The sequence below is a fragment of the Lysobacter niastensis genome (assembly GCF_031457115.1).
In the GTDB taxonomy this organism is placed as follows: domain Bacteria; phylum Pseudomonadota; class Gammaproteobacteria; order Xanthomonadales; family Xanthomonadaceae; genus Lysobacter_J; species Lysobacter_J niastensis_A.
In genome coordinates this window covers 1,528,977-1,546,399 of record NZ_JAVDVY010000001.1, presented here as the reverse complement: position 1 = coordinate 1,546,399, position 17,423 = coordinate 1,528,977, and the positions used below count along the sequence as shown (strand labels likewise).

16 protein-coding genes, 1 tRNA gene and 1 pseudogene are annotated in these 17,423 nt (G+C 67.7%); 5 read left to right on the top strand and 13 right to left on the bottom strand.

What is annotated here, in order from left to right:
* Nucleotides 1-5: 5 nt before the first annotated feature.
* The 5 genes from J2X06_RS07025 to J2X06_RS07005 all read right to left on the bottom strand — a co-directional run bounded on the left by J2X06_RS07025 (nt 6) and on the right by J2X06_RS07005 (nt 6,680).
* On the bottom strand, nt 6-992 hold the full coding sequence (locus J2X06_RS07025; protein ID WP_430539515.1) for a DUF1684 domain-containing protein: 987 nt from the start codon (nt 990-992) through the stop codon (nt 6-8).
* Nucleotides 993-995: 3 nt separating this feature from the next.
* Nucleotides 996-2,816 (bottom strand): DNA mismatch repair endonuclease MutL, encoded by a 1,821-nt coding sequence (gene mutL, locus J2X06_RS07020; RefSeq protein ID WP_310060087.1) that lies wholly within the window; start codon nt 2,814-2,816, stop codon nt 996-998.
* Nucleotides 2,817-2,928: 112 nt separating this feature from the next.
* The gene (locus J2X06_RS07015; RefSeq protein WP_310060084.1) at nt 2,929-4,617 is read right to left on the bottom strand and encodes an N-acetylmuramoyl-L-alanine amidase; all 1,689 of its coding nucleotides are present in this window, start codon (nt 4,615-4,617) and stop codon (nt 2,929-2,931) included.
* An 87-nt stretch (nt 4,618-4,704) separates the two neighbouring features.
* On the bottom strand, nt 4,705-5,181 hold the full coding sequence (gene tsaE / locus J2X06_RS07010) for a tRNA (adenosine(37)-N6)-threonylcarbamoyltransferase complex ATPase subunit type 1 TsaE (protein ID WP_310060081.1): 477 nt from the start codon (nt 5,179-5,181) through the stop codon (nt 4,705-4,707).
* Nucleotides 5,178-6,680 carry an NAD(P)H-hydrate dehydratase gene (locus tag J2X06_RS07005; RefSeq protein ID WP_310060078.1) on the bottom strand — a complete coding sequence of 501 codons (1,503 nt, stop codon included), beginning with the start codon at nt 6,678-6,680 and terminating at the stop codon, nt 5,178-5,180. Before J2X06_RS07005 ends, tsaE begins: the two co-directional genes overlap by 4 nt.
* Before the next feature lie 58 nt (nt 6,681-6,738).
* Here J2X06_RS07005 and queG point away from each other — a divergent pair, with 58 nt between their 5' ends.
* On the top strand, nt 6,739-7,800 hold the full coding sequence (queG, locus tag J2X06_RS07000; protein ID WP_310060075.1) for a tRNA epoxyqueuosine(34) reductase QueG: 1,062 nt from the start codon (nt 6,739-6,741) through the stop codon (nt 7,798-7,800).
* Nucleotides 7,801-8,154: 354 nt separating this feature from the next.
* On the opposite strand, the gene pgi is transcribed toward queG, so the two are convergent.
* The 6 genes and pseudogenes from pgi to pcnB all read right to left on the bottom strand — a co-directional run.
* A complete protein-coding gene (gene pgi, locus J2X06_RS06995) occupies nt 8,155-9,663 on the bottom strand; it encodes a glucose-6-phosphate isomerase (RefSeq protein WP_310060072.1) in 1,509 nt (502 codons plus the stop codon).
* 7 nt (nt 9,664-9,670) lie between these two features.
* A complete protein-coding gene (gene panD, locus J2X06_RS06990; RefSeq protein ID WP_310060069.1) occupies nt 9,671-10,051 on the bottom strand; it encodes an aspartate 1-decarboxylase in 381 nt (126 codons plus the stop codon).
* Nucleotides 10,052-10,162: 111 nt separating this feature from the next.
* The gene (gene panC, locus J2X06_RS06985) at nt 10,163-11,011 is read right to left on the bottom strand and encodes a pantoate--beta-alanine ligase (protein ID WP_310060066.1); all 849 of its coding nucleotides are present in this window, start codon (nt 11,009-11,011) and stop codon (nt 10,163-10,165) included.
* Between the two features lie 32 nt (nt 11,012-11,043).
* Nucleotides 11,044-11,862 (bottom strand): 3-methyl-2-oxobutanoate hydroxymethyltransferase, encoded by an 819-nt coding sequence (gene panB / locus J2X06_RS06980; protein ID WP_310060063.1) that lies wholly within the window; start codon nt 11,860-11,862, stop codon nt 11,044-11,046.
* A 45-nt stretch (nt 11,863-11,907) separates the two neighbouring features.
* Nucleotides 11,908-12,432: a 2-amino-4-hydroxy-6-hydroxymethyldihydropteridine diphosphokinase gene (gene folK / locus J2X06_RS06975; RefSeq protein WP_310060061.1), complete on the bottom strand. Its 525-nt coding sequence runs from the start codon at nt 12,430-12,432 to the stop codon at nt 11,908-11,910.
* A pseudogene (pcnB, locus tag J2X06_RS06970) lies at nt 12,429-13,727 on the bottom strand (polynucleotide adenylyltransferase PcnB); the annotation flags it as partial. The pseudogene pcnB and the gene folK, both read right to left, overlap by 4 nt.
* Nucleotides 13,728-13,874: 147 nt before the next feature.
* Here pcnB and J2X06_RS06965 point away from each other — a divergent pair.
* Nucleotides 13,875-13,950: transfer RNA gene (locus tag J2X06_RS06965), tRNA-Glu, on the top strand.
* Nucleotides 13,951-14,147: 197 nt separating this feature from the next.
* Nucleotides 14,148-14,471, top strand: coding sequence for a ferredoxin FdxA (gene fdxA / locus J2X06_RS06960; RefSeq protein WP_310060058.1), 324 nt, complete (start codon nt 14,148-14,150; stop codon nt 14,469-14,471).
* Nucleotides 14,472-14,558: 87 nt separating this feature from the next.
* Here the strand turns inward: fdxA and J2X06_RS06955 are convergent, their stop codons facing one another.
* Complete coding sequence (locus tag J2X06_RS06955; RefSeq protein ID WP_310060054.1) at nt 14,559-15,050, bottom strand: hypothetical protein; 492 nt, start codon at nt 15,048-15,050, stop codon at nt 14,559-14,561.
* 17 nt (nt 15,051-15,067) lie between these two features.
* Entirely contained in the window at nt 15,068-15,988 is a 921-nt protein-coding gene (gene dapA, locus J2X06_RS06950) for a 4-hydroxy-tetrahydrodipicolinate synthase (RefSeq protein WP_310060052.1), read from the bottom strand.
* Nucleotides 15,989-16,152: 164 nt separating this feature from the next.
* Between dapA and J2X06_RS06945 the strand changes: the two genes are divergently transcribed.
* Together J2X06_RS06945 and J2X06_RS06940 are read left to right on the top strand one after the other, a co-directional pair.
* A complete protein-coding gene (locus J2X06_RS06945) occupies nt 16,153-16,755 on the top strand; it encodes a glycine cleavage system protein R (RefSeq protein WP_430539545.1) in 603 nt (200 codons plus the stop codon).
* Between the two features lie 88 nt (nt 16,756-16,843).
* On the top strand, nt 16,844-17,326 hold the full coding sequence (locus J2X06_RS06940; RefSeq protein WP_310060049.1) for a peroxiredoxin: 483 nt from the start codon (nt 16,844-16,846) through the stop codon (nt 17,324-17,326).
* Nucleotides 17,327-17,423: the final 97 nt, after the last annotated feature.

The window sequence follows — 17,423 nt, the reverse complement described above, 5'->3', positions numbered from 1 at the left end:
GCGGATCATGGCGTGGAGTGGGAATAACTCTTTTCACCGGCGTTGACCGCCAGGTCCAGGCGGTTCTCCGGCGGCGGCAACGGACAGGTCGCGAACGACGTGAACGCACACGGCGGGTTGTAGCTGTGGTTGAAGTCGAGCTTCACCCGGCCCTGTGCATCGGGCAGTGCCGCATAGAGGAAGCGGCCGGCGCCGTAGCTGCCGTGCCCGCTGGTGCGGTCGGCAAACACCAGGAACAACTGTTGGTCGCCTTCGTCGAGCGCTTCCAGGCGGAAGGTCTTGCCGTCGCGCTCGAATTCCACGACGCCCGGGTTGGGCACCTCGTCGGTGGTGCCGATGATGTTGGCAATGGCGATGGTCTTGCCCGGCGGGTGCGCGATGAAGCGTCCGTCGATCTTCCACTTCGCATCGAGCGGCCAATAGTCGATGCCCTTGAAACCCGTGCGGGTCGGCGCATCGGCATGCTTGACGCGCAATGCGTAACGGTCGCCGCGCTTGATCACCGTCGCGACGCCCTTGCCTTCGTCGAAGCCGAGCTTGCTGGGGCCGGCCGGATCGTCGTCGACGCGAAGCGTGGCGCTTCCGGTCAGCGGTGTGCCATCGACGGTGACCGCCGCGCCGCGTTCGGGCACGAAACGCACATGGCCGCTCTTCATGTGCAGCAGGCCCAGGTGCGCCGGCCCCATTGCCAGGCGGATGCCGTTGTCGGCGTCGCTGCCCAGGTAATGTGAACCCGGATCGATCCAGTGCAGGCCGATCAGGCTGGTCCAACCCTCAGGTTGCGTCAGCTTGGACACGCGGTCATCGCGCCAGGCCTTCTGCTCGGCGGCGAATGCCGCCTCACGGGCGGCTGCCTGTTCGGCCATCTTGCGCTCCTGCGCGTCGTCGGAGGCGGACTTGCCGCAGGCAGCGAGCGCGAACACCAGCGCCAATGCCGCCAGGCGAAGGGGCTGTGCCCGGGTAATCGATGCAACGGCGAATCGGATAGACATGCTTCAACGTCCCCGCAGGAACCAACGGTCGATATCGGCCAGGCTGAATCGCGCCCAGGTCGGACGTCCATGATTGCACTGGCCGGAGCGCTCGGTCACTTCCATTTCGCGCAGCAGTGCGTTCATTTCCGGCAAAGTGAGACGGCGGTTCGCCCGCACCGCGCCATGGCAGGCCATCGTCGCCAGCAGTTCGTCGCGCGCCGCTGCCACGCGGCGGGACTCGCCGTGCTCGCGCAGGTCGGCCAGCACGTCGCGCAGCAAGGCTTCGACATCGCCGTGCGCCAGCAGCGCCGGCACGCTGCGAAGGGTCAGCGATTGCGGGCCGCTGCGGGTGACTTCGAAGCCCAGTTCCGCCAGCGTCGCCGATTCGCGTTCGGCGACCTCGGCCTCACGCTCGGACACGGCCAGCGTCGCCGGCACCAGCAGCGGTTGCGTGCGCAGACCCTCGCCATCGTGCGCGTTCTTGAGTTTCTCGTAGCCGATGCGCTCGTGCGCGGCGTGCATGTCGACGACGATCAGGCCTTGCGCGCTTTCGGCCAGGATGTAGATGCCGTGCAGCTGCGCGACCGCGTAGCCGAGCGGCGGCAACGTGGCCTCTTCGCTTGCCGGCAATGGCGATGGCGGGGGCGACATCGCAGGCGCAGGCGCGCCATACAGCGCTGCATAGCCGACGCGTGTTTCGGCGACCTGCATCGGCAGTGGCGACTGTGTCCGGTAGTCGATGTATGCGGGCGGGGCTTCGGTCGCGAAACGGGTCGGCGAAGCCGGACTCGGCGCTCCATCCGTCACGCCCATCGACACGCCCGCGCGAGTCTCGGCCAACGCTCCCTGCAGGGTGCGATAGACGAAATCGTGGATCAGCCGCGCGTCGCGGAAACGCACCTCGTGCTTGGCCGGATGCACGTTGACATCGACGCGGCGCGGATCGAGTTCGAGGAACAGCACGTAAGCAGGCTGCCGGCCATGGAACAGCACATCGGCATAGGCCTGCTTGACCGCATGCGCCACGCTGCGGTCGCGCACCGCGCGACCGTTGACGTAGAAGTACTGCTGGTCCGCGCTGGCCCGGTTGTAGGCCGGCTGGGCGATCCAGCCATGCAGGCGCAGGCCCTGCCCCGAGCCCGTCGAGTGGACCGCGCCGAAGTGATCCACATGCAACGCATTGCGGGCGAATTCCTCGCCCAGCGCTTCGTGCAGGCGCACGTCGGACAGCAGCTCGCCCTCGCCTTTCCAGCGCCGCGACGGCTTGCCGTTGTGCGATACGCGCAGTTCCACGTCCGGCCTCGCCAGCGCCAGCTGCCGCAGCCATTCCTCGATGTGACCCAGCTCGGTGCGCTCGGCCTTCAGGAACTTGCGCCGCGCCGGCACGTTGAAGAACAGGTCGCGGACTTCAACCGTGGTGCCCTGCGGATGCGGCTTGGGCGCCACAGTGCCGACACGTCCGCCATCGACTTCCAGCGATGCGCCGTGCTCGGCGCCCTGGCGACGCGACATCAGCGCGAAGCGGCTGACCGAAGCGATCGACGGCAGCGCTTCGCCACGGAAACCGAGCGTGGCCACGCCCTCCAGGTCATCGAGCGAGGCGATCTTGCTGGTGGCGTGGCGCGAGATCGCCAGCGGCAATTCATCGGCGGGGATGCCGGCGCCGTCGTCGCGGATGCGGATCAGGCGGACCCCGCCTTCTTCCAGGTCGATGTCGATGCGTCGCGCCCCGGCATCGAGGGCGTTTTCCACCAGTTCCTTGACGACCGAGGCAGGCCGTTCGACGACCTCGCCCGCGGCGATCTGGTTGATGAGGGTGTCGGGAAGCTGGCGGATCGTCACGAGGGCCTGCTGATGCGTATGGACCAGGCCCGCAGTCGGCGCCAGGTCGGCGCCGCACGGGGAATTCAGCCGTGATGATAGCCGAGCAGCGACCAGGACCTGCCGGTTTGTCTCAGGGCGCGCCGCCGGCCCCGCCCAGAGAAGCCGAATAGTTCGCTTCGGCCTTGGCCGCGTACATCGTGCCCGGCGGCGGCTGGCGGGTGAAATAGGTATCGACGCCATCCAGCACCGCGCGCGCCAGCGTGCGCTGGTAGGACGGATCGACCAGCCGGCGCTCTTCGTCCGGATTGGAGATGAAGGCGGTCTCGACCAGCATCGCCGGCATGTCCGAGGTGCGCAGGACGGCGAAGTTGGCGCGTTCGATGCCCGGCTTGTGGTTGTTGCCCACACGCTTGAGACCGTCGAGCACATGGTTGGCCGCATCCTCTGATGCCTTCATGTGCCCGCTCTGGGTCAGGTCGAGCAGCACCGAAGCCAGCGTGTTGCTGGTCTTCTCCAGGCGCACGCCGCCGATCATGTCCGAGGCGTTTTCCTTGTCCGCCAGCCAGCGCGCGCGCTGCGAAGACGCGCCCTTCAGCGACAGCACGTACACGGACGAGCCCTTGGCGCCGCGGTTCTCGGCGGCGTCGGCATGGATCGAGACGAAGATGTCGGCCTTGGCGGTGCGCGCCAGCTTGGCGCGGTTGTTCAGGGGGATGTAGAAGTCGCTGTCGCGGGTCAGGTAGGCCTTCAGGCCGGGCGTTGCGTTGACCTGACGCGCCAATTCGCGCGCGATCGCCAAGGTCACGTCCTTTTCCTTGTTGCCGTTCGGGCCGATGGCGCCCGAGTCCTGGCCGCCATGGCCGGCATCGATGGCGATCACCAGCGGGCGCATGCCACGGCCGCGAACGTCCTTCAGGGTCTTGACCGCACCGGCGGGGGGCATAGTCCCACCAACGGCGTCCGGTACGCCTGCGTTGCCGGACGGCATCGCCGACGGCGGCATGGCGGGCTGGCCCGTGGCGATCCGGGTCGGAACGCCGGTGGCGATAGTGGTCGCAGGCGCCGTCATGGACGTCGCCGGCGGGATCGACGACGGCCCCGTGACCTTGACGGGTGCGTTGCCGGCCATTGTGGCAGTCGTCAACGAAGGGGGCGTGGTGCCGGTGGCCGGCGGCGCGGTGCCTGCAGGCGCGCCCGCCGGTCCATACGCAGGCATGGCGGATGACGAGCCCGTGGAGCGCGCGGCGATTTCGGAAATGAGGCGGGTGGTGGCCGCAGCGGAGGCCGCCGCGTCTGCCTCCGGCGTCGCCGACGGAGTCACGGAATCTGCCGCATTACCGGGTGCCGATGTCGGACCGGGAGCCGGTGCTGCGGGAGTCGAAGCCAGGCGGACCGGCGCGCTGGCGCTTTCAGCGCCATCGCCGGGCCACTCCAGCACCAGCCGCGGGCCGGTAGCGCCGGGTTCGAGATGCGGCTTGAGCACGGCGACCGGCTGCGCCAGGTCGAACACGATGCGGGTCGTGCCGGGGCTCGGCTGTCCGGTGCGCACCGACTTGATCAGTCCGGTCGGCGCCGGCAGGCGGACGTTCGAAGCCAGGCGCGAAGTCTGCAGATCGACGACCAGTCGATCCGGGCCTTGCAGGCTGATCACCTTGAACTCGGCTTCCTGGTCCAGTGCGATCTCGGCGCGGGTCCCGGTGGCGCCGTTGCTCAGCGCCAAGCCGTTGATTTCGGAGGCCTGGGCCAGATTCCACGCCAGCGCAGCCAGCAGGGCTGAGCCGAGCAGAACTTTCTGGACGGTGGCGGCCTTGACGCGCATGGGCCGTAGTCAAGCACCAGCGCCCGAGGATTGCAAGTATTTTTTCTTTACAAATCCGGTACCTGCCGCCCTTTCCTGCTGGAACGTTCAGGAATGGCCTGCAACCCCATGGCCGGCGGTGACAGCGGTTACCCAGGCCTGCCCGGCGGGAGTGCCGGGAATCAGCCCTGCCCGTCGCCCCGCCCCCTCGATGGACAGGTCCACGACCAGATCCGGCTTGGGCAGCGCTCCGGCGCCCCGCTCGGGCCACTCGACCAGCCACAAAGTCGGCTCGTCGCCATCCAGGCCGAGGAATTCCAACTCGCCCGCATCGGCGATCCGGTACAGATCCAGGTGCCAGGCTTCGCCGCCGTCATCGAGCGGATAACGCTCCACCAGCGTGTAGGTCGGGCTGCGTATCGCGCCACGCACGCCCAGCGCACGCAGCAACGCACGCGCGAGCGTCGACTTGCCGGCGCCGAGATCGCCATGCAGGTGCACGACCGCGCGCGGCGGGCGCGTGCGTGCGAGCGCCGCGCCCAAAGCGTCCGTCGCATCGGCATCGGCCAATAAAAGCGCCTTCATTGCACATGCTCCGGGTTCGCGTAATGGCGCAACCATGGCATCAGATCGCTGGGCAGAAGCCCGCGTTCGCCGCCCTCATGCGCGGCCGCATCGCCTGCACACGCGTGCAGCAGCGCGCCACAACTCGCGGCTTCGAATGCATCCACACCCTGCGCCCGCAATGCGGTGATGACGCCACTGAGCACGTCGCCCATTCCTCCCACCGCCATGCCAGGATTACCCGCTGCAATCACGCGCGGCGTTTCGTGCGCAGCGGCCACGATGCTGCCGGCGCCTTTAAGCACAACGACACACGCATACCGCTCGCATAGCGCCTTCGCCGCCGAAAAACGGTCCTGCTGCACCTGCGCCGTGCTGATGCCCAGCAGGCGCGCCGCTTCGCCAGGATGCGGAGTGATGACCGCGTCGGCCGGCAAAGCGAACGGATGCGCGGCCAGCAGGTTCAACGCATCGGCATCCAGCAGCAAAGGCTTGGCGCTGGCGATGGCACGTTCGTAAAGCGCCAGGCCCCATGGCTGCTGTCCGAGCCCGGGCCCCAGTGCGATCGCATCGGCGCGATCGAGCGCAGCCTGCAACGAAGCGCCGTCTTCGACTTCATGCACCATCGCTTCGGGCAGTCGCGACAGCAACGGCGCGACATGGCGTTCGCGCGTGGCGACTTCGACCAGCCCGGCACCAGTGCGCAGGGCGGCTTGCGCGCAAAGCATGATCGCACCGCCGCTGCCGTGTTCTCCTCCGATGCAGAGCACGCGTCCGTTGCTGCCCTTGTGACTGTCGCGCCGACGCGGTGGCAGCCAGCGCGACAGGTCCATCGCCGACAGTCGCAGCGCCGCCGCACGGCTGCCGTCGAAGGTCGACGCCGGCAAGTCCAGCGCGGCGAGGGAAGTCGCGCCGGCATGATCCAGGGCCGCACCCGTGCGCAATCCGGCCTTGCAGGCCATGAACTCGATGGTGCGCGTCGCGATGACCGCCGGTTGGTACGAAGCGCCACGGTCGGCATCGACGCCGCTGGGCACATCGAGTGCGAATATCGGCGCCGCCTGTGCATTCATCGCTTCGATGATCACCGCCGTCGTGTCGTCGGGCGGACGCGACAAGCCGATCCCGAACAGCGCGTCGACCACCACGTCGGCCGGCGGAAACACTTCCTCGAACGAAGAGACCGCACCTCCGCTGGCGGCATATTCGTGCTCCGCGCGCCGCGCCAGTTCGCCTTGGGGCGCATGACCGGGCAGTCGCACGACGCGAACCTGCCTCCCCGATTCATGAGCGTGGCGGGCCAGCACGTAACCGTCGCCGCCGTTGTTGCCCGGTCCGCAGACCACGACGATGCGCTGCGCCTGCGGCCATTGCCGCAGCAATTCGCGCCAGGCGGCCTGTCCGGCGCGCCGCATCAGTCCAAAGGCATCGCCCAGCGCCGTGGCCGCCCGCGCCTCGACTTCGCGCAATGCGGCTGAGTCATACAGGGTGGAGGCGAAAGGCTCGGCATCGTGGGGCATCGCGCGATTCTATACTTGCCATATCGTGAAACCCGCCTCGCCCGCCCCGTCCCAATCCTTGCCCGCCACGACGCCCGACTACGTCGCACTGGCCGGCCGCATCCGCGCGCTCGCGCAGGAATTCGGCTTCCAGCGCTGCGGCATCACCGGCATCGACCTGGCCCCGGACGAAGCCCACCTGCGCGACTGGCTGGCGCAGGGCTTGTACGGCTCGATGGACTGGATGGCCCGGCATGGAGAAATGCGTGGGCGCCCCGAGGAACTGCACCCCGGCACGGTCCGCGTGATCTCGGTGGGCCTGGATTACGGACGCGACAGCGACGAAGCCTGGGCGACGCTCGACGATGGCGAGCGCGCCTACGTCGCCCGTTACGCACTGGGTCGCGACTATCACAAACTGATGCGCCAGCGCCTGCAACGCCTCGCCGACCGCATCGCCGAGGTGGTGGGCCCGTTCGGACATCGCGTTTTCGTCGACTCGGCGCCGGTGCTGGAACGCGCGTTGGCGCGCAATGCCGGCCTGGGCTGGATCGGCAAGCACACCTGCCTGATCGACAAGGACGGCGGTTCGTTTTTCTTCCTTGGGGAGATCTACGTCGACCTGCCGCTGCCTGTCGACAAGCCGGCCAGCGAGCATTGCGGCACCTGCCGTCGCTGCATCGACATCTGCCCGACCCAGGCGATCACCGCGCCCTACCGGCTCGATGCGCGTCGCTGCATCGCCTATCTGACGATCGAACATGAGGGTGCGATTCCCGAGGACCTGCGCGAGCCGATCGGCAACCGCATCTTCGGTTGCGACGACTGCCAACTGATCTGCCCCTGGAACAAATTCGCCAAGCGTACCGACGAGCCGGATTTCCGTGCGCGAAACAATCTGGACAAGGCAACGCTGGTGGAGTTGTTCGCGTGGGACGAGCATGAGTTCCTGCAGCGCACCGAAGGCACGGCGATCCGCCGTAGCGGCCACGAGCGCTGGTTGCGCAACATCGCGGTCGCTTTGGGCAATGCGCCCGGCACGCCCGAGGTCATCGACGCACTGCGCGCTCGTCGCGAGTCGGCCAGCCCGATGGTGCGCGAGCACATCGAGTGGGCCCTGCGGCGGCACGACGCGGCATGAGGCTCGGCTCGCCTCACACCCTTCGACATACCCGCCCCGCCCTTCGACTTCGCTCCTGCGGAGCTACGCTCAGGGCGAACGGTGTGAGCTCTTCGCGGAATAGGGATGCGTGAGGCCAATCCGGTTTCGAATGGGCAGTGAGGGCCAAGACACCGGTTCTGGATCTGGCGGCCGCGAAGCCAATCCCCGTTCGCCCTGAGCGTAGCGGCGTAGCCGCGAAGTCGAAGGGTGAACGGGGGAGACACCTGGCGATGCAACGTACTCAACGCAGTTCATAAGCTGGGCCTTGGCCCACCATTGCGCGTCGCCCGGAGGGGCGAATTCGGCGGGGCTTAAGCCCGCCCCACGCCCGCCCTACCGCAGCTGTTGCAGCAACTCGCGCGTCACCGGATCGTCGGCCTGTGCTTCGCCGGCCAATGCTGGCAACAAGCGGCTGGCGACCTGCTTTCCGAGCTCCACGCCGAACTGGTCGAAGGCATTGATGCCCCACACCACCGACTGCAGGAACACGCTGTGCTCGTACAGCGCGAGCAGGGCGCCGAACGAATACGGCGTCAGCGCATCGAGCAGGATCGTCGTGCTCGGGCGGCCGCCGGCATAGGCGCGATGCGGATCGTCGCTGGCCTGGCCGTTGGCGAATGCCTCGGTCTGCGCCAGCAGGTTGGCCTGCAGCGCCCTGTTGTTTTCGGCAAACGGCGCATCGGAGCGCACCACGCCGATGAAGTCCGACGGCACGATCGAGGTGCCCTGGTGCAGCGCCTGGAAGAAGCTGTGCTGCGTATCTGTGCCCGCCCCGCCCCACCACACTGGCACGGTCTCGACGCCGACGGGCGAGCCATCGGTACGCACCGACTTGCCCAGGCTTTCCATCACCAGTTGCTGCAGGTAGTTCGACAGTAGCTTCAACCGCTCGTCGTAGGCGTGCACGGCCTGCGTGGCATAGCCCAATGCATTGCGGTTCCACACGGCGGTCAGCGCATGCCAGGCCGCGAGGTTGCGTTCGAGCGGCGTGTGCAGCACGTGCTCGTCCATTTCGGCGGCACCGGCCAGCATCTGCTCGAACGCATCCATGCCGATCGCCAGTGCAATCGGGAAACCGACCGCGGACCACAGCGAATAGCGCCCACCCACCCAATCCCACATCGGCAGGATGCGATCGGCGGGAATGGCGAAGGTCTCGGCGGCACGCTGCGTGTTGGCCGACACTGCGTACAAGCGCTCGGTACCACCCAGCCAATCGCGCAGGATCATGCCGTTGAGCAGCGTTTCCTGGGTACCGAAGGTCTTGGAGATCAGCACCGCGGCGGTACGGCGCGGGTCGAGCCCGGCGAGCACGCGCTGCGCGGCGTGGCCGTCGACATTGGAAAGGAAATGCACACGGAAACGGCCCGGCGAAGGGCCGCTCAGCGCATCGACCGCCAGCCGCGGCCCGAGGTCGGAACCGCCGATGCCGACGCTGACGATGTCGGTGATTTCACTCGCCGTCAGCGCATCGATCAGTTCGCGCATTCGGACCCGCGCCTGCAGCGCCTGCGCGTGCGCATCGCGCGCGACCGGCGCTGACGACAGGTCGCTGCGCAGCGAGGTATGCAGCACCGCGCGATCCTCGGTGAGGTTGATCTTCTGGCCGTCGAACTGCGCCTGCAGCCTGGCACGTGCGCCGGCCTGGTCCGCCGTGGCGAACAGCGCGGCAAGTGCCTCGCGGTCGTAGTGCTGGCGCGCGAAGTTGACGTAGATCGGGCCGACGCGCAGGGAGAAATCCTGAGCGCGTGCCGGATCAACGGCGATCAGTTCCTGCAGCGGGTGGCGGACGACGCGCCCGGCCTGGGCGCGCAGATGGCTCAGACGGGCATCGGCATCCATAGACCGGTCAGGCTGCCTGTGCCGGCATCGAACGGTTGGTGTGCGTCAGCGCGTTGTGGCGGTCGACGTAAACCAGGGTGGGCTTGTACTTGGCCGCCTCGGCCTCGTCGCAGACGCCGTAGGCGCAGATGATGACCAGGTCGCCCGGCTGCGCGCAGTGCGCGGCGGCGCCGTTGACCGAGATCACCCCACTGCCTTCCTCACCACGGATCGCATAGGTGACGAAGCGATGACCGTTGTTGACGTTGTAGATGTGGATCTGTTCGTACTCGCGGATACCTGAGATGTCGAGCAGACGGCCGTCAATCGCGCACGAACCTTCGTAGTGCAGTTCGGCATGGGTCACGGTAGCGCGATGGATCTTGGCCTTGAGGACGTTCAGTTGCATGGGGGGTGGCTCCGCCCGCGGAGTGAGGGCGTTCGAAGTGGAAAGTCTAGCAGCGCATGGCGCACTGCAACATCACCCCGGACCGGCCATTGACGACGGCTGTGGAACGGTTCAGACCATGAATTCGAGGTTGTCGATCAGCCGGGTGCGGCCCAGCCGGGCGGCAATCAGCGCGACCTGCGCCCCGCCCTCTCCGGCCCCGGGCTCGGTCAGGTCCGGGCGACGGACCACGGCGTAGTCGGGCTCGAAACCCGCGGTAACGAGGGTCTCTCGCGCCTGCGCCTCCACGGCCTCCCGGGTCCGGCCGGCCTGAACCGACTCGCGCATCGCCTGCAGGCAGCGGTGGATGGCGGCGGCCTGTTCGCGCTCCTGCGGAGACAGGTACTGATTGCGTGAACTCATCGCCAGGCCGTTGGCCTCGCGGACGATGTCGGCGCCGATCAGCTCGACCGGGAACGCCAGGTCACGGACCATGTACCGGATCACCGCAAGCTGCTGGTAATCCTTGCGACCGAACACGGCCACGTCCGGCTGCACCTGGTTGAACAGCCGCGACACCACCGTCGCCACACCATCGAAGTGTCCGGGGCGGTGGGCGCCTTCCAGCGTTTCGCTTACCGCCGGCACCTGCACGTGGACGGTCGCCTCGACGCCATAGGGATACATCGTCTCCACCGACGGCAGCCACATCACGTCGCAACCGGCCGCCCCCAACCCCTTGGCATCGGCCTCGGGCGTACGCGGATAGCGCGCGAAGTCCTCGTTCGGGCCGAACTGCGTCGGATTGACGAACACGCTCGCCACCACGCGGTCGGCATGCTGGCGCGCCAGACTCACCAGCGAGAAGTGGCCCTCGTGCAGGTTGCCCATGGTCGGCACGAAGCCCACGCGCAAGCCTTCGCGATGCCACTGCGAGACGCGTTCACGCAGCGCGGCCAATTCGGAAATGGTTTCGATCATTGCAACGAGTGACTCGCTAGGACCGCCGTCGATCAGGCGTAGGAATGGTCGGCGTCAGGGAAGCTGCCGTCGCGCACGGCCTGCGCATAAGCCTGCACGGCACCGGCGATCGACCCGCCTTCGGCGAGGAAATCCTTGACGAAGCGCGGCCGGCGATGGCCCGAGTTGACGCCCAGCAGATCGTGCAACACCAGCACCTGGCCGTCGCATTGCGGGCCTGCGCCAATGCCGATGGTGGGAATGGACAGGTCGGCCGTGATCGCCGCGGCGACCGGCGTGGGCACGCATTCGAGCACCAGCAGACTGGCGCCGGCCTCGGCCACCGCCCGGGCGTCCTGACGCAGCCGCGCTGCGGCGGCCTCGTCGCGCCCCTGCACCTTGTAACCGCCCAGGCGCAGCACCGACTGCGGGGTCAGGCCAAGATGCGCGCAAACCGGGATCTCGCGCTCGACCAGGAAGCGGATCACCTCCAGCTTGTGGCCTGCCCCTTCCAGCTTGACCATCGCCGCGCCCGCCTGGAGCAGTCGCGTGGAGGCATCCAGCGCGCGCTCGGGCGTGGCGTCGGCCTGGAACGGCAGGTCGGCGATCAGCAGCGCCTTGTCCAGTCCGCGTGCGACGCAGGCGGTGTGGTAGGCGATATCGGCCGTGCTCACCGGCAACGTGCTGTCGTGTCCCTGCACGACCATGCCCAGCGAGTCGCCGACCAGCACCAGGTCGACGCCGGCGGCGTCCATGGTCCGCGCGAAGCCCGCGTCGTAGCAGGTCAGCATCACCAGTTTGCGCCCGTCGCGCTTGGCATCGGCCAGCGCCGGCACCGTCCAGGGCTTGTCGTGGGGGGTTCCGCTGTACATGGGCTGGACTGACCTGGAAGGGCTGGCCGACCTGCGTGCGCAGGCTCAGGCGTCTGCCGGGGGATCGGTATACGTTAACGCCTGGATGTCCGCCGTTTCCATCCTGGCCAAGGCATCGCGGGCCGAACCAATGCCGGGAATGACGGCATCGGCGGCGATCTCGACCAGCGGCACCAGCGCGAAAGCGCGCTCATGCAGGTGCGGATGCGGTACGCGCAGGCCGGGCTCGACGACGACCCGCTCACCGTACAGCAGCAGATCGAGATCGAGCGTGCGCGGGCCCCAACGGTCGCTGCCGTCGGCACTGCGGTCGCGGCCGGCCGCGCGCTCGATGTCGAGCATCGCGGCGAGCAACCGGGTCGGCGGCAGGCTCGTGCGCAGCATCGCCACCGCGTTGAGGAAGTCGGGCTGCTCGGTGACACCCCAGGCCGGCGTTCGATAGAAGTGCGAAGCCCGCAGCACCCTGGTGTCGGCGACCGCATCGAGCGCGGCCAACGCCGCGCGCAGCGTGGCGACGCTCTCACCGAGGTTGCTGCCCAGGCCTACGAACGCATCGACCGCGGCATTCATTCGCCGTTGGCCGGAGGTCCCCGCCGCCGACGCCGGCGCTTGCGGGGCGCCTGCGCGGCGTCCTCGTGGGCCACATGGGCGTCCAGTTGCGCGGCGAGCTCGTCGCCCGGCTTGTCCTGCACCTCGCGCCAGAACGCGACGTCATCGGCATGCTCGTCCGATGCCGACATGCGCAGCACCAGGAAGTCGAACGCCGCCCGGAAGCGCGGATGCGCGAGCAGGCGGAACACGCGCTTGCGCTGGCGTTGCGAGAAGCGCGATTGCAGCAGCCAGATCTCCTGCATCGGCAGCGAGAAACGGCGCGGCAACGCGATCATGTTGAGCTGGTGCACGGTGACGCGGTCGGCGGCTCGACGCTGCGCTTCGGCTTCGTGCACGCCGTGGGCCTGCAGCTCCATCAACGCGCGGCAGTACGCAGGCCACAACAGCAAGGCAAACAGGAACGCCGGAGACACCGGCTCGTCGTTGGCGACGCGGGCATCGGTGCCCTTCAGCCCTTCCAGCACCATGCGACGCAATGCGCCGCTGCGGTTGGATTTCAGTGCCGCGGCCGTTTCCGGCAACAACGCCGACAACAGGCCATGACGCTCCAGGCCGAGGAAGCTGGCGACGGCATGCCCGGACAGGAACAGCTTCAGGCATTCCTCGAACAACCGGGCCGGCGCGGCTTCGGACAGCAGCGGCGCCAGGTGCGGGATCGGCGCGGCAGTCGCCGGCTCGATCTCGAAGTCGAGCTTGGCCGCCAGGCGCACCGCGCGCAGCATGCGCACCGGATCCTCTCGATAACGCGTTTCCGGATCGCCGATCAGGCGCATCAGGCGGTTGCGCACGTCCTCGAAGCCGCCGAGGTAATCGCGCACCGAGAAATCCTCGATCGCGTAATACAGCGCATTGGCGGTGAAGTCGCGACGGACCGCATCTTCCTCGATGCTGCCGTAGACGTTGTCGCGCAGCACGCGCCCGCCTTCATGCAGTTCGCGGTCGCCGCTGCCGTCGTCGCTGTTGGCGCGGAATGTCGCGACCTCGATGATCTCGCGGCCGTAGACCACGTGCGCGAGGCGGAAACGGCGGCCGATCAGGCGACAGTTTCGGAACAGGCCCTTGACCTGCTCCGGCGTCGCGTCGGTGGCGACGTCGAAATCCTTGGGGTGGCCGCCGATCAGCAGGTCGCGCACCGCGCCACCGACCAGGTACGCGGCAAAGCCGCCCTCGCGCAGCCGATAGAGCACGCGCAGGGCGTTGGGGCTGATCTCCTTGCGCGAGACGTTGTGCTGGTCGCGTGGGATGATCTGCAATTGGAGGTTTGGGGTATTGGGTCGCATCGAGCCGGCGTTCGCAGCCTTCCGTGGAATCGTGAAAGCCATTGCCGGAGGCAACAGCGGCCCATATACTAGCAAGCCGCGTTGCGTTGAGAGCCCAGCGCGGGGTTCACCGCTCCAAATGCTCCCATCGTCTAGAGGCCTAGGACACCGCCCTCTCAAGGCAGTAACACGGGTTCGAATCCCGTTGGGAGTACCAATTCCGAAGGCCCGCGCAGCAATGCGCGGGCCTTCTGCTTTCTGACGGATGCCCCCGCGCAACGGTGCGGGCCTTCTGTTTTATGGCCGACGCCCCTGCCGCCACTGCCGGTGCCGGACGGCGACTTGGGGCCGACTGCCGTAAATCGCTACACTTAACCGTTGCCCGCAGCGGGCTGCCCCCCACGGAATATCGCCATGCCCTTCGTCGTCACCGAGAACTGCATCAAGTGCAAGTACACCGACTGCGTGGAGGTGTGCCCGGTCGACTGTTTCCACGAGGGCCCGAATTTCCTGGTGATCGATCCGGACGAGTGCATCGATTGCACGCTGTGCGAGCCGGAATGCCCGATCAACGCGATCTATCCCGAGGACGACGTGCCGGCCGGCCAGGAAGCATTCGTGGCCCTCAACGCCGAACTGTCCAAGGCCTGGCCGGTCATCACCGCGCGCAAAGACCCGCTGCCCGATGCCAAGGACTGGGAAGGCAAGACCGGCAAGCTCGACCAGTTGGAGCGCTGAGCCCGACGGCGGGCAACACAGGCCTTCGCGGCCGCCAAAGAAAAACGGGCGCCGCTGGCGCCCGTTTCGTTTGCGCCGGAACCGGCCTTACTGGCCGGTGAAAACCGTGCGCAGCGAGTCGATCAGCTTGCGCGGCGCATCGCCGCTGGCGGGCATGCCGCGCGGATCGACCGCGGACACATAGACGCCTTCAGCGCCACCAACCACGCGCACCAGGAAGTTGCTGCCCTCGTAGTTGACGTCATAGACGCCCAATGCCTCGGCGCGACTGGCGATGTTCACCCCCTCCACCGCGCCGAGCGCTTCGCCGACCTTCGCATAGACATCGTCGCGCGTGCCGGTCGTGGTGAAGCCCACGGCGCTGGCCTGGGCGCCCGACGACGCGGCCGGAACCGGAATGTTCACGGCATTGGCCACGTTGGGCTGGTCGAGGTCCGGCGGCACCTCCAGCGGACGCGCCTCGGGGGCCTGCGCATACAGGTCGTTGGTCTTGTGGAACCAGCTGCAGCCGGAGGTAGCGGCCAGGCCGACCAGCAACAGACCGGCACCGGCACGGGACAAGAAAGCGGTGGAACGCATGGACATCTCCTGCTGGTTCAGGCCGCGAGCGTATCGCGGCATTCGAGTTCGAGGGCGCGGACGTCGGCATCGACCGTCACAGCGGTTTGGGAGTGGGCGGCGGACAAGGACAGCAGCGGCAGGCGCAGGCCGTGACCGATCCCCTGGCGCGCGAGTATCGCCTTGACGGGAATCGGATTGGGCTCCACGCCCATGAAATCGCAGGCCGCCTGCATTCGCGAGTTCCAGGCCTCGGCCTGGGCGCGCTGGCCGGACCGGGCCAGGTCGACGAGGCGGCGGAACGAGCGCGGCAACACGTTGGAGGCCACCGAAATGACGCCGTCGGCGCCGGCCAGCATGGCGCGGCAGGCGGTCGGGTCGTCGCCGCTGAGGATGGCGAAGGTGTCGCTCTTCAGCGCCAGCAGGGCATCCATGCGCTCGGGTTCGCTGCGCGCTTCCTTGATCGCGATGATGCTCGGGTGCGGGGCGAGTTCGGCCACGGTCTCCGGCAGCAGGTCGCAGCCGGTCCGGCCGGGCACGTTGTACAGCACGACCGGCAGCGCGCCGTCGTCGGCGATGGCGCGGTAGTGGGCGATCAGGCCGGCCTGGGTCGGCCGGACGTAAGGCGGGGTCACCACCAGCGCGGCTTGCGCGCCGAGTTCGGCGACGCGGCGGGTCAGCGCGATGGTCTTGGTGGTATTGGACAGGCCGGTACCGGCGATGACCGGGACGCACCGCTCACCGGCGTGCGCCGCGACGTAATCGACCGCGCTTTTCAGCAGGTCATCGTACTCGGCGTCGGTAAGCGCGGCCGCCTCGCCGGTGGAACCGGCCACGACGACCGCATGGGTTCCGCCTTCCAACTGCTGCGCCAGCAGCCGGTGCCAGGCGTCGAAATCGATGTCGCCGGCCGCGTTGAACGGCGTCGCCAGCGCGGTGATGCTGCCGAAAAGTTGCAAGGTGATGGTTCCGTGGGAGTCCGCTCGAGCCGCACAACACTAGCACCATCGCGCAGCGCGCCTGGCGTCCGCTCGTGCGTGGGACGACGCGGGGATGTTACTTGCGGCCCGAAAGCGCGGGCAAGTATGCTGCCCGGCAACTGCGTCCCGCCCGGCGGGCCGCCATTCAGTATCAGAGCTCGACGCTCCCCCAAGCAGGCGCCGCCTTGACCGATCCCGCTGCCCGGCCGTCGCCGAACGAAAACCACCTCCTGATCAATGCCTACACGACGCATCCGGAGTCGCCGCTGCTGTCGGTGACGCGCCGGATCACCGATTCGGGCTGCAACCTGGTCGACGCCCGCCTGTCCACGGTCGGCCGCGACGTCTCGGTGACCGCGCTGGCGGTGGGCTCGTGGGATTCGGTCGCCAAGCTCGAGGCCATGCTGACTCGCCTGGAGCGCGAGGAGGGCCTCAAGCTGGTCTGGTACCGCACCGGCGCCAAGCAGGTACAGTCCAACCTGCTGCCGTACATAGTCGAAGTGGTCGCCGCCGACAAGCCGGGGATCCTGTTCCAACTGGCCGATTTCTTCGACCGCCAGGGCATCACCATCGAAAGCCTGCACTGCTCGCGCTACCGCGCCATGCAGACCGGCGCCGACATGTTCTCGGCCCAGGTCACCATCGGCGTGCCGTCGAGCATGCACATCGCCGCGTTGCGCGACGACTTCCTCGAGTTCTGCGACCACCTCAACCTCGACGCCATCATGGACCCGATGAAGTTCTGATTCGTCTTGTCGCGGCATGTTGCCGCGACACCTTGTCACGGACATCGGATTACCGGCACACTCGGAGCCAAGCAGCGCGAAGCGAACCATGCTCGACACCGGCGACCGAATTCCCAAGAACGTCTCCACCCTGCCCCTGGCGCTGTCCAGCGGCGAAACCGCGCACCTGAAGGACTACGCCGGCCAGTGGCTGGTGCTGTACTTCTATCCGAAGGACAGCACGCCCGGCTGCACCACCGAGGGCGTGGACTTCAACGCCCTGCTGCCGAAGTTCAAGAAACTCGGCGCGACCGTGCTGGGCGTCTCGCGCGACTCGATCAAGTCCCACCAGAACTTCTGCACCAAGCAGGGCTTCAAGTTCGACCTGGTCAGCGACGCCGACGAAGCCCTGTGCCAGGCCTTCGGCGTGATCAAGGAAAAGAACATGTACGGCCGCAAGGTGCTGGGCATCGAGCGCAGCACGTTCCTGATAGACCCCAATGGCGTCATCGCACAGTCATGGCGACCGGTGAAAGTGACCGGCCATGCCCAAGCCGTCCACGACACGCTCAAGGCTGCCGCAACGCAGTGACCATCCTGTATTTCCAACCGCACCGCCGTCCCGCCCCGCGGGCCACGGCGGCGCTGCCGTGCCCGTCCGTCAACAGGTTCAACCCGCATCGGAGCGT